Origin of the sequence: Xanthomonas maliensis (assembly GCF_009192945.1) — a bacterium.
GTDB lineage: Bacteria > Pseudomonadota > Gammaproteobacteria > Xanthomonadales > Xanthomonadaceae > Xanthomonas > Xanthomonas maliensis.
The window spans coordinates 17,486-29,127 of record NZ_NSET01000067.1; the positions used below are offsets into that span (position 1 = coordinate 17,486).

The window sequence follows — 11,642 nt, forward strand, 5'->3', positions numbered from 1 at the left end:
CGCCGGTACCGCGTCGCGCTCAGCTGAGCGAGATGCGAATCGCCGCCGCGGCCGCCAGTGGCGCGAGCACGATGCCGATGACCAGCCCCGCACCCAACAGCAGCAACGCACCGACCGCATCCTGCCCTTGTCCGCTGGCCGTCACGCTGCCGGCACCGAACACCAGCACCGGCACGTACAGCGGCAGCGCCAACAACGCAACGAGAATACCAGAGCGTTTCATCGTCACCGTCAGCGCTGCGACCACCGCACCGAGCAGGCTCAGAAGCGGCGTGCCCAGCAGCAACGATGCCAGCAGCACCGGTAATTGGTCATGTGGCAGGTGCAGCAATTCGCCCAGCAGTGGGGTGACCGCAATCAGCGGCAGCGCACTGGTGGCCCAATGCAGCAACACGCGCACGCCGATCAACCAGGCCAGCGGGACCGGCGCCAGCAGCCATTGCTCCATCGAGCCATCGTCGACGTCGCTGCGGAACAGCGCATCCAGCGACAACAGCCCAGCCAGCAGGACCGACAGCCACAGCACCGCCGACGCTGCCTGCGCCAGCAACTCCGGGCGCCCGCCCAGGCCGAGCGCGAACAGCACCACGATCAGCAGCGCGAACAGGGCCGGTTGCAGCGCATCGCCGCGCCGCCGCCACAGCAGGCGCAGGTCACGGGCGAGCAGCGCGCGTGCGGCTTGCCACAGCGAGGGCAGGGGGCTGGGAGCGCTCATGCGGCCACTCCCAATGCCAGCATGCGCGTACGGACCGGCGGTGCGGCATAGGCGCCATGGGTGGTTACCAGCGCCGCGCCGCCGCTGCGCAGATGCGCCGAGATCATCCGGTTGACCAGGGTGATGCCGTCCAGATCGAGATTGGCGTAGGGCTCGTCCAGCAGCCACAGCGGCGCCGGCGACAGCCACAGCCGGGCCAGTGCCAGGCGCTTGCGCTGACCGGCCGACAGTTGCCGGACCAGCGCGTCCTCGTAGCCGGCCAGGCCGACGATGGCCAGCGCGCTGCCGGGCATCTGCTTGGCGCGGCGGCCTTGCAGACCGCACAGGAAGTGCAGGTTCTCCAGCGTGCTGAGATCGGCCTTCAGGCCCGGCAGATGGCCGAGATAGGCGATGAAACGGCTGCGATCGCCGCGGCGGGCGCTGCGGCCATCGATCTCGATCGCGCCGCGTTCCACCGGCAGCAGGCCGGCCAGCACCCGCAGCAAGGTGGTCTTGCCGGCGCCGTTGTCGCCTTGCACCAGCAAGGCTTCGCCGGCATCGACATGGAAGTCGAGCGGGCCGAACACCGGCTCGTCGTTGCGGCTGAAGGCCAGGGCGCGCGCCGCCAGCAGGGGGGGCGCGGTGGACAGCGGATCGATCATCGGTGCGGGCGGCGTCCGTTTCGGGACGGTGGAGGGACAGGCAGGGCGCGCATTGTAGCGAGCATCGCCGGTGGCTGGCGCGCGGTGCGCGTGGTCAGATGTCCCACAACGCGGTTTTGCACCGCCGCCGCCCCTCCGGCGGACGGCTTTGCGTACACTCGCGGTCCCCCATGCGTCCGGAACCGCGCGATGTCCGTCACGACCAAGCTGCCCAAGGTGGGCACCACCATCTTCACCGTCATGTCGCAGCTGGCGGCCGAGCACGGCGCGGTCAACCTGGGGCAGGGCTTCCCGGATTTCGCCGTGCCGACACGGTTGGTCGATGCACTCGAACGCGCAATGCGCGACGGCCACAACCAATACCCGCCGATGACCGGCGTGGCCGCACTGCGCCAGGCCATCGCCGGCAAGGCGCGGCGGTGTTATGACGCCCAGGTCGACGCCGACAGCGAGATCACCGTCACCAGCGGCGCCACCGAGGCCATCTTCAATGCCATCCATGCGGTGGTGCGTGCCGGCGAAGAGGTCATCGTGCTCGACCCGGCCTACGATTGCTACGAGCCGGCCATCGACCTGGCTGGCGCGCGTGCGGTGCATGTGGCGCTGGATCCGCAGACCTTCGCGGTGGACTGGGAGGCGGTGCGTGCGGCGATCACCGCCAAAACGCGCCTGCTGATGATCAACTCGCCGCACAACCCATCCGGGGCGATGTTCTCGGCGAGCGATATGCAGGCGTTAACGGAGCTGCTGCGCGGCACCGATATCCTGTTGCTGTCCGACGAGGTCTACGAACACATCGTGTTCGACGGTGCGCGCCACGAGTCGGTCTTGCGCTGGCCCGAGCTGCGCGAACGTGCGTTCGTGATTTCCAGCTTCGGCAAGACCTACCACTGCACCGGCTGGAAGATCGGCTATGCGATTGCCCCGCCGGCGCTCAGCGCGGAGTTCCGCAAGGTGCACCAGTACAACACCTTCACCAGCTTCGGCCCGGCCCAGCACGCCTTTGCGGAGATGATCCGCGAGGAGCCTGAGCACGATGTCCAGCTGGGCGCGTTCTACCAGGCCAAGCGCGACCGCTTCCGCACGCAGCTGTTGACGACCCGGCTGACCCCGCTGCCGGTGCCGGGTGGTTATTTCCAACTGGTCGACTACTCGGCCGTCAGCGACCTGCCCGATGTCGAGTTCGTGAAGTGGCTGACGGTGGAGAAGGGCGTGGCGGCGATCCCGCTATCGCCGTTCTACGCCAACCCACCTGCCGGTCAACGCCTGGCGCGGCTGTGCTTCGCCAAGAACGAAGCGACGCTGGATGCGGCGATCGCGCGACTGCAGAAGCTGTAAAGCCGGGACCCGGGACCCGGTACGGCAACAGCGGTGCCGTCACGACGATCGTTTATGTTTCACCCTCAGATTCCTGAGAGCCAAGGCTCTTGCTCTTCCGGGTCTCGGGTCCCGGGCCCCGAGTCCCGGCTCCTAAAAAGGCCCTTCCCATGAACGACCTACGGCTTTCCCTGATCCAAGGCGATACCCGCTGGCACGACCCGGCCGGCAATCGCCAGTACTACGGAGCCCTGCTGGCGCCGCTGGCGGGACAGACCGACCTGGTCATCCTGCCGGAGACCTTCACCAGCGGCTTTTCCAACGACGCCATCGACAAGGCCGAGGACATGGAAGGCCCGACCGTGGCCTGGATCCGCGACCAGGCGGCGCGGCTGGGTGCGGCGGTGACCGGCAGCGTGCAGTTGCGCGTGCCCCATGCCGACGGCGAGCCCAAGGTCTTCAACCGCCTGTTATGGGCGACACCGGACGGCGCGCTGCAGCACTATGACAAGCGGCATCTGTTTCGCTACGGCAACGAGCACCTGCGCTACGCCGCCGGACAGGCACGGCTGAGCGTGGACTGGAAGGGCTGGCGCATCAATCCGCAGGTCTGCTACGACCTGCGGTTCCCGGTGTTTTGCCGCAATCGCTACGATGTCGAGCGCCCCGGCCAACTGGATTTCGATCTGCAGATCTTCGTCGCCAACTGGCCGTCGGCGCGCGCGTATGCCTGGAAGACGCTGCTGCGCGCGCGGGCGATCGAGAACCTGTGCTTCGTGGCGGCGGTCAATCGGGTCGGCGTGGACGGTAACCAGCTGCACTATGCCGGCGACAGCGCGGCGATCGATTTCCTCGGGCAGCCGCAGGTAGAGATTCGCGAACGCGAACAGGTGGTCACCACCACCCTCAGCGCCACTGCGCTGGCCGAGCATCGCGCGCGTTTTCCAGCGATGCTGGACGCTGACGCGTTCCACTTGACCGATTAGTCCCTGTGCGCGATCTGCGCGACACGGTCTGCGCACAGGCCTGTTCGAGGGACTGGCTTGCGGGAGCTCAGCGTCCCTTGCGTTGTTGTGCCGGCGGCAGCGGCGCCAGGCGAATCTCGTAGAGCGACGGCCAGCGCTTGCCAGTCACGAACAGGCGGCCATGCTCGGCATCGTAGGCGATGCCGTTGAGTACGTCGTTGCTCGGGTCGGTCAGGGTCTGCGGGTCCGGTACCAGTCCGGTCAGGTCGATCCATGCCAGCACCTTGCCGCTGGCCGGATCGATGCGGGCAATGCGCGAGGTGAGCCAGACATTGGCCAACAGCTCGCCGTTGACCCACTCCAGTTCGTTGAGATTGTCCACCGGCTTGCCGGCGGCAGTGACCTTGATGCTGCCGGTCTGGCGCAAGGTCTGGGGATCCAGGCGGCGAATGACCGCGCTGCCATCGCTCATGTACAGGCTGTGCGCATCGCTGGTCAGTGCCCAGCCTTCGCCGGCATAGCTGAATTGCGCACGCGGCGCGAAGCTGGCCAGGTCGTAGACGAAGCCCTGCTGGTTGCGCCAGGTCAGCTGCAGCAGGCGATCGCCCCAGGCCACGATGCCTTCGCCGTAGAAGGGCGGGGGCAGGGCGGCCTGCTGCAGGATCGCACCGGTGGCCAGCTCCACCTTGCGGACGCTGGAGCCACCGATTTCACCGGTGCTTTCGTACAGATAGCCGTCCCGATAGAACAAGCCTTCGGTAAAGGCGCTGCGATCGTGAGGATAGCTCGCAACCACCGTATAGCCCTGGACAGGGACGGTGTCGCGTGCCAATGCCGAGGCGGGTAACAGCGTGGCGGACAGAGCAACGACGAGGAGCAGGCGGGCGATGGTCGACATGGCGGCATCATCCCACGCGCTGGGGCGCGCCTGCAGCCGGCACGCGGCGACCAGCCCAGCGCAGGCTGAATGGACATCGCTGCCGGACAGGCGTCTTGCCATGGGGCCGACATGCGCGCTGCTACCCTCGCGGCCGTCATCAATCACACAGGATCCTCCCGTGACCAAGACTCTGAGCCTGATCGCCGTGCTGGCCGCCGCATCGCTCGCGCCACAGGCGCAGGCAGCCGGCAACATCGATTGCAAGCTGTCCTTCAACCTGTCGGGATGGTCGGTGCTCTACAAGACCGCCAAGGGAACCGGCACCATCACCTGCGACAACGGTGCGGTGATCCCGGTCAAGATTTCCAGCAAGGGCGGTGGTCTGACCGTCGGCAAGTCCAAGATCGTCGGTGGCCGCGGCACCTTCAGTGGTGCCTATAGCCTCAACGATCTGTTCGGCACCTATGCCGCCGCCGAAGCGCATGCCGGCGTGGTCAAGTCGAGTACCGCGCAGGTCGTGACCAAGGGCGATATTTCGCTGGCCTTGGCCGGCACCGGCGAAGGCGTGGACCTGGGCGTCAACGTCGGCAACTTCGTCATCGAGCGTCGCTGAGCCACGACCGTCCTGCCGGCCGGGCCGCAGCCCGCGCCGGCTTTTGAAATACCCGCAGGCCAGACGAAGACCAGGCTGCCTGCGCGCGGCATCGCCGCTACCAGCGCAGGGCGGCGGGCGCCAGCGGGCCGGCGGCGGCGCCGTCCAGCGCGACCGAAAAACCGATCGTGGTGATGCCGTCGCGGTGCTGCGCGAACACGCGCCCGCCGTGCATGCTCGCCACCGCCTTGACGATCGCCAGCCCCAGGCCGTGGCTTTCGCGACTGTTGGCGCGCGCGGCGTCGCCACGGTAGAAGCGGTCGAACAAGCGCTCCAGGTGCTCTGGCGCCAACGCGACGCTGGGATTGGAGAAGGCGATCAGCGCCTCGCCGTCGCGCTGCACGATTTCCACCACGATCGGCGCGGTACCGGCCGAATGCTGGATGGCGTTATGCAGCAGGTTGGACAGCGCGCGCCGCAGTAGCGACTTCTCGAACTGCGCCACGACATCGCCGCGCACCTCCACGCGCAAGTTGGCCTCGTCCAGCAGCACCTCGAAGAACTCGACGGTCTTGCCGACTTCCTCGGCCAGCGACGCGTCCTCGCACTGGCGCGCGCGCTGGCCCTGTTCGGCGCGGGCCAGGAACAGCATGTCGGCGACTATCGCACGCAACCGCTCCAATTCTTCCAGGTTCGACTGCAGCACCTGGCGCAACTGCTCGGCATCGCGGTGGCGGGTCAGCGTCACCTGGGTCTGGCCGATCAGGCTGGCCAGCGGCGTGCGCAATTCGTGGGCGACGTCGGCATTGAAGCTTTCCTGCTGCGCGTAGGCGGCGTCGAGCCGGTCGAACGCCGCGTTCAACGAGGCGCCCAGGTCCTCCAGTTCGCGCGGCAGCCGTGGCAGGTCCAGGCGCCGCCGGTCGTGCGGCCCGATGCGCTGGGCGTCGGCCGACAGCTGTTGCACCGGGCGCAGGCCCAGCTTGGCGGTCCAGTACCCCAGCGCACCGACCAGTGTGGTGCCGGCCAGGGTGACCAACGCCAGGGCGATGTCGAAACGGCGCCGGGTGAGCGCGAACGGCGCGCTGTCCATCGCCGCGATCAGTTGCACCGGCGGGCGTACCGGCGTGGCCGGCAGCGCCTGGCCGATGGCCTGCCAATCTTGCGGATGCGCATCGGCGATGCCCAGGGCCAGCGGGTCGCGCACGCGTACCAGGCTGCTGCGCCCGCGGGTGGCCTGCGCCATCGCCTCGGCGCCGCGCCCGTAGCGGAGCGCCGGATCGGCGCTCCACAGCCAGAAGCGCAGGTCCGGCGCGCTGGAGAGGCTGGCCAGGCGGGTGCGCGCATGCGCCGCCAGATCCGGCGAGCGGCTGTTGACCAGCATGTACCGCACCGCGTCCATGTGCGAGCGCAGTTCCTCGCGTTGGTGCCGTCGCAGTTCGTGCTCCAGCACCTGATGCAGCACCAGCCCGATTAGTGTGAAGCCGAGCAGCGCGGTGGCCGCGAACAGGCCGGCCAGGCGCAGCGCGATCGAGGGCCGCGCCGGCGCGCTCACCCGGCCGCGTCCTCGCGTTCTTCCAGCACGTAGCCCATGCCGCGCACGGTGTGCAGCAGCGGGGCGTCGAACGGCACGTCGATCTTGGCGCGCAGGCGCTTGATCGCCACTTCCACCACGTTGGTGTTGCTGTCGAAGTTCATGTCCCAGACCATCTCGGCGATCGCGGTCTTGGACAGGATCTCGCCCTGGTGTCGGGCCAGCGTCGCCAGCAGCGCAAATTCCTTGGCGGTCAGGTCCAGCCGCTGCCGGCCGCGCATGGCCTTGCGGCTGATCATGTCGATCTGCAGGTCGCCCACCCGCAACAGTGTGCTTTCCTGGGCGCGGCCGCGGCGTGCCAGCACCTGCAGCCGCGCCAGCAGTTCGATGAAGGAAAACGGCTTGATCAGGTAGTCGTCGGCACCCTCGTGCAGCCCCTTGACCCGATCCTCCACGCTGTCGCGCGCGGTGAGCATGATCACCGGGGTGGTCTTCACCGAACGCAGCGAGCGCAGGATGGTGAAGCCGTCCAGGCCCGGCAGCATCGCGTCGAGCACGATCACGTCGAAATCGTAGTGCAGGGCGAGGTGTTGGCCGTCGATGCCGTCGTAGGCCACCTCGACCGTGCAGCCCTGTTCGCTCAGCCCCTGCTGCAGGTAGTCGGCGGTCTTGCGTTCGTCCTCGACGATCAACACTTTCACGACTGCAGCGCCTCTGTGGCGGCCGTGCGTGAGGCCCGCGCCTGGCGCCGCTGCAGATACCAGCCATGCAGGCGGTCCAGGTACAGGTACACGATCGGTGTACTGAACAGTGTCAGCAGTTGCGACAGCAGCAACCCGCCGACCATCGCATAGCCCAGCGGCCGGCGCAGTTCCGAACCGGCGCCGTGACTGAGCATCAGCGGCAGGCCGCCGAGCAGCGCACACAGGGTGGTCATCATGATCGGCCGGAAGCGCATCAGGCAGGCCTCGAAGATCGCATCGCGCGAGGACAGCCCGCGCTCGCGTTCGGCATGCAGCGCGAAGTCCACCATCATGATCCCGTTTTTCTTGACGATGCCGATCAACAGGATGATGCCGATCATCGCGATCACGCTCAAGTCGTAGCCGCCGGCCATCAGGATCAGCAGCGCGCCGACGCCGGCCGAGGGCAGGGTGGAAAGGATGGTCAGCGGGTGGATATAGCTCTCGTAGAGCAGGCCGAGCACGATGTAGACCGCGACCAGCGCCGCCAGGATCAGGTACGGCTGGGTGCGCAGCGAGTCGCTGAACGCCTGCGCCGTGCCCTGGAAGCTGCCGCTTAGCGTGGCCGGCACCCGCAGTTGCGCCTGCGTCTTTTGGATCGCGTCCACCGCATCGCCCAGCGCCGCGCCCGGCGCCAGGTTGAAGGAGAGCGTCACCGCCGGGAACTGGCCCTGGTGGCTGACCGACAGGTAGCCGGTCTTGCTGGTGTCGAGCGTGGCGAAGGTGGACAGCGGCACCTGCTTGCCGGTCAGCGGCGAGGTCAGGTACAGCCGCTGGAACAATGACGGATCGCCCTGCAGCGCGGGCGTCACTTCCAGCACCACGTGGTAGCTATTGAGCTGGGTGAAGTACTGTGCGACCTGGCGCTGGCCGATGGCATCGTTGATGGTGGCGTCGATCTGCTGCGGGGTGATGCCGAAGCTGGCGGCACGCTGGCGGTCGATGGTCAGGCTGGCGATCGGCGCGGCGTTCTGCTGGTCGGAGGCGACGTCGGTCAACTGCGGCAGCGCCCGGAAGGCCTTCAGCAACTTCGGCGCCCAGGTATTGAGCTCGTCGAGATTGGCGTCGGTAAGGGTGTACTGGTACTGGGTGCGGGCCATGCGGCCGCCGACGTTGATGTCCTGCCCGGCCTGCATGAACAGGGTGACGCCCTGCACGTGCGCCAGACGCTTGCGCAGCCGCGCGATCACCTGGTCGGCGCTGGCGGTGCGGCCTTCGTCCTTGGGCTTGAGCGCGATCGAGAAGGTGCCGGAATTGAAGGTGCTGGCGCCGGTCTGCATGCCGAAGGACAGTACGTCCGGATCGCGGCGGATGATGTCGGCCAGCTGCAGCATGCGCGTGCGCATCGCCGCCGAGGACGAATCCTGCGCCGAATCCGCGGTGCCGGAGATGAAGCCGGTGTCCTGCTGCGGGAAGAAGCCCTTGGGCATCACCACGAACAGCGCCACGCTGGTGGCCACGGTCAGCAGGAAGCTGGCCAGGGTCAGCCGCGGGTGCCGCAGCACCGTCTCCAGCCCGCGCCGGTAGGCCGCCAGCATTGCATCGAAGCCGCGCTCGAACGCACGTGCCAGGCGCCCCTGTGCCTGCTCGGCGTGCGGCTTGAGCAGGCGCGCGCACAGCATCGGGGTCAGGGTCAGCGATACCAGCAGCGACACCACGATGGTCAGGCTCACCGTCACCGCGAACTCGCGGAACAGCCGGCCGACGATGCCGCCCATCAGCAGCAGCGGGATGAACACCGCCACCAGCGACACCGAGATCGAGACCAGGGTGAAACCGATCTCCGCCGCGCCCTGCAGCGCCGCCTGCAACGGCGCCATGCCGTCCTCGATGTGCCGGTAGATGTTCTCCAGCATCACGATGGCATCGTCCACCACGAAGCCGACCGCGATGGTCAGGCCCATCAGCGACAGGTTGTCCAGGCTGTAGCCGAGCACGTACATCAGCGCGGCGGTGCCGAGGATCGCCAGCGGCACGGTCAGGCTCGGGATCAGGGTGACCACCGCGCTGCGCAGGAACACGAAGATCACCGCCACCACCAGCACGATGGACAGCACCAGGGTGAACTCCACGTCCTTGACCGAGGCGCGGATGTTCTGCGTGCGGTCGGCGAGGATCTTGACGCTGACGCTGGGCGGGATCGACGCCATCAGCTTGGGCAGCGCGGCCTTGACCTGTTCCACCGTGTCGATGACGTTGGCGCCGGGCTCCTTGGTGATGGCGATCATGATCGCGCGGCCATCGACGATGCCGCTGTCGGCCGGTGCCGCGGCGCCGGCGTAGCCCCAGGCGGCGATCTTGGCGTTCTCCGGCGCGTCCACCGCGGTGCCGACGTCGCGCACGCGGATCGGCGCGCCGTTGCGCCAGGCCAGCACGGCGTCGTTCCAGGCCTGGCTCTGCAGCACCTGGTCGTTGGTGGAGACGGTGAAGGCCTGGCGCGCGCCGTCGATCGAACCGGTGGCCGCGTTCACCGTGGTGGTGGCGATCACCGAGCGGATGTCCTCCAGGCTCAGCCCCAGCGCCGCCAGCTTGGCAGGATCCACCTGCACGCGCACCGCCGGCTTCTGCGCACCGAACAGGTTCACGAGGCCGACGCCGGAGATGCGCGAGATCTGCTGCGCCAGCACGTTGTCGGCGTAGTCGTCGACCTGGGTCAAAGGCAGCACCTGCGATTGCACTGCCAGGATCAGCGCCGGCGATTCGGCCGGGTTGATCTTGCGGAAGCTCGGCGCGCTCGGCAGCGCGCTCGGCAATTGCCCGGACGCGGCGTTGATCGCGGTCTGCACGTCGAGCGCGGCGGCGTCGATGTTCCGGTCCAGGTCGAACTGCAGCGTCACCTGGGTCGATCCCAGCGCGCTGGCCGAGGTCATCTGGGTCAGGCCAGGGATCAGCGACAGCTGCCGCTCCAGCGGCTGTGCCACGTTCGAGGCCATGGTCTGCGGGCTGGCGCCGGGCAGGTTGGCCGAGACCTGGATGGTGGGGAAGTCGACCTGCGGCAGCGGCGCCACCGGCAGCAACGGCCAGGCCACCAGGCCCAGCAACAGCAGCGCCATTGCCAGCAGCGTGGTGCCGATCGGGCGTTTGATGAAAGCGGCCGAGATGCTCACGCGTGCGCTCCCGCGGTGGCCGGCGCGGCGTGCTTGGTGGACTTGGCGTCCACTACCTTCGCCCCCGGATGCAGCCGGTACTGCCCATCGACGACCACTCGCTGGCCGGCTTGCAGGCCCTGGCCGATCACCGTCTCGCCATCGGCCTCGTCCAGCACCTGCACCGGCTGGTCGCGCACGCTGCCGTCGGTGCCGATCACGTACACGAACTCACCGTCCTGGCTGCGTTGCACGGCCGCGCTCGGCACCACCAGCGCACCGCTACGCATGCCCAGGGTGATGCGCGCATCCACGCTCTGCCCGGGCCACAGCGTATGCGTGGGATTGGCGAAGTGCGCCTTCATCGCGATGGTGCCGGTGCTGGTGTCGATCTGGTTGTTGAGCAGGGCCAGCGTGCCGTGCGCCAGCACCTGTCCGCTGCCGTGGTCGACCGCGTCCACGCCCACGCTGGACGGCGTGGCCTGCAGCGCGCGATTGATCTGCTGGAACGCGCTTTCCGGCAGGGTGAACTGCAGCGCGATCGGGTCGATCTGGTTCAGCACCACCAAGCCGGTGGCATCGCTGGCGTGGACGATGTTGCCCGGATCGACCAGGCGTGCGCCTGCGCGGCCGTCGATCGGTGCGCGAATGGTGGTGAAGTCCAGTTGCACCCGCGCGTTGTCGATCGCCGCCGTATCGCTCTGCAGGGTGGCGCGCAGTTGCGTGACCAGCGCTTTTTGCGTGTCCAGGGTTTGGCGGGTGGTGGCGTTGTCCTGCAGCAGTTGCGTGTAGCGCTGCAGGTCGGCCTGCGCATTGCCCAACTGCGCCTTGTCCCTGGCCAGTTGTGCGGTAGCCGCGGCCAGTTGCGCCTGGTAAGTACGCGGATCCAGCCGCGCCAGCACCTGCCCGGCCTTGACGTCCTGGCCTTCGCTGAAGCCCACGTCGATCAACTGCCCGTCGATGCGCGAGTGCACGGTCACCGAGGCGATCGGCAGCACCGTGCCGATCCCGGTTTGGCGGATCGGCACATCCTTGCGCAACACCGGTGCACTGGTCACCGGCACTGGCGGCGTGGCCGCGGCCGGTGCATGGCGGGGACGCAGCCAAAGTACCAGCAGCAGGGCGACCAGCAACGCGGCGGCGACGAACGGCCAGCGCCGCCGCGTTGCTGG

10 protein-coding genes are annotated in these 11,642 nt (G+C 68.1%); 3 read left to right on the top strand and 7 right to left on the bottom strand.

Annotation, left to right across the window (positions count from 1 at the left end):
• Positions 1-19: 19 nt before the first annotated feature.
• Both ccmB and ccmA read right to left on the bottom strand, forming a co-directional pair.
• Positions 20-715 carry a heme exporter protein CcmB gene (gene ccmB, locus CKY51_RS19610; RefSeq protein WP_022972009.1) on the bottom strand — a complete coding sequence of 232 codons (696 nt, stop codon included), beginning with the start codon at positions 713-715 and terminating at the stop codon, positions 20-22.
• Entirely contained in the window at positions 712-1,356 is a 645-nt protein-coding gene (gene ccmA / locus CKY51_RS19615) for a heme ABC exporter ATP-binding protein CcmA (RefSeq protein ID WP_022972010.1), read from the bottom strand. Before ccmA ends, ccmB begins: the two co-directional genes overlap by 4 nt.
• A gap of 189 nt (positions 1,357-1,545) precedes the next feature.
• Between ccmA and CKY51_RS19620 the strand changes: the two genes are divergently transcribed.
• Together CKY51_RS19620 and CKY51_RS19625 are read left to right on the top strand one after the other, a co-directional pair.
• Entirely contained in the window at positions 1,546-2,694 is a 1,149-nt protein-coding gene (locus CKY51_RS19620) for a pyridoxal phosphate-dependent aminotransferase (protein WP_022972011.1), read from the top strand.
• Between the two features lie 149 nt (positions 2,695-2,843).
• Entirely contained in the window at positions 2,844-3,659 is an 816-nt protein-coding gene (locus CKY51_RS19625) for an amidohydrolase (protein WP_022972012.1), read from the top strand.
• Positions 3,660-3,726: 67 nt separating this feature from the next.
• Here the strand turns inward: CKY51_RS19625 and CKY51_RS19630 are convergent, their stop codons facing one another.
• Positions 3,727-4,536, bottom strand: coding sequence for a glutaminyl-peptide cyclotransferase (locus CKY51_RS19630; protein ID WP_022972013.1), 810 nt, complete (start codon positions 4,534-4,536; stop codon positions 3,727-3,729).
• Between the two features lie 160 nt (positions 4,537-4,696).
• On the opposite strand from CKY51_RS19630, the gene CKY51_RS19635 reads away from it, so the two are divergent.
• The gene (locus tag CKY51_RS19635; RefSeq protein ID WP_031339516.1) at positions 4,697-5,131 is read left to right on the top strand and encodes a hypothetical protein; all 435 of its coding nucleotides are present in this window, start codon (positions 4,697-4,699) and stop codon (positions 5,129-5,131) included.
• Positions 5,132-5,228: 97 nt separating this feature from the next.
• Here CKY51_RS19635 and CKY51_RS19640 read toward each other — a convergent pair whose 3' ends face one another.
• From CKY51_RS19640 to CKY51_RS19655, 4 genes are all read right to left on the bottom strand, one after another.
• A complete protein-coding gene (locus CKY51_RS19640) occupies positions 5,229-6,662 on the bottom strand; it encodes a heavy metal sensor histidine kinase (protein WP_022972014.1) in 1,434 nt (477 codons plus the stop codon).
• Positions 6,659-7,342, bottom strand: a complete 684-nt coding sequence (locus tag CKY51_RS19645) for a heavy metal response regulator transcription factor (protein WP_022972015.1) — start codon at positions 7,340-7,342, stop codon at positions 6,659-6,661. Before CKY51_RS19645 ends, CKY51_RS19640 begins: the two co-directional genes overlap by 4 nt.
• The gene (locus tag CKY51_RS19650; RefSeq protein ID WP_022972016.1) at positions 7,339-10,491 is read right to left on the bottom strand and encodes an efflux RND transporter permease subunit; all 3,153 of its coding nucleotides are present in this window, start codon (positions 10,489-10,491) and stop codon (positions 7,339-7,341) included. The genes CKY51_RS19645 and CKY51_RS19650 overlap by 4 nt, the downstream gene beginning before the upstream one ends.
• Positions 10,488-11,642, bottom strand: a 1,155-nt coding sequence (locus tag CKY51_RS19655; protein WP_244952559.1) for an efflux RND transporter periplasmic adaptor subunit, incomplete at its 5' end; no start/stop codon positions are given. The genes CKY51_RS19655 and CKY51_RS19650, both read right to left, overlap by 4 nt.

Bases quoted from the DNA above. Each gene is read 5' to 3' on its own strand.
- ccmB (WP_022972009.1), bottom strand. From the start codon at position 715: ATGAGCGCTCCCAGCCCCCTGCCCTCGCTGTGGCAAGCCGCACGCGCG.
- ccmA (WP_022972010.1), bottom strand. From the start codon at position 1,356: ATGATCGATCCGCTGTCCACCGCGCCCCCCCTGCTGGCGGCGCGCGCC.
- CKY51_RS19620 (WP_022972011.1), top strand. From the start codon at position 1,546: ATGTCCGTCACGACCAAGCTGCCCAAGGTGGGCACCACCATCTTCACC.
- CKY51_RS19625 (WP_022972012.1), top strand. From the start codon at position 2,844: ATGAACGACCTACGGCTTTCCCTGATCCAAGGCGATACCCGCTGGCAC.
- CKY51_RS19630 (WP_022972013.1), bottom strand. From the start codon at position 4,536: ATGTCGACCATCGCCCGCCTGCTCCTCGTCGTTGCTCTGTCCGCCACG.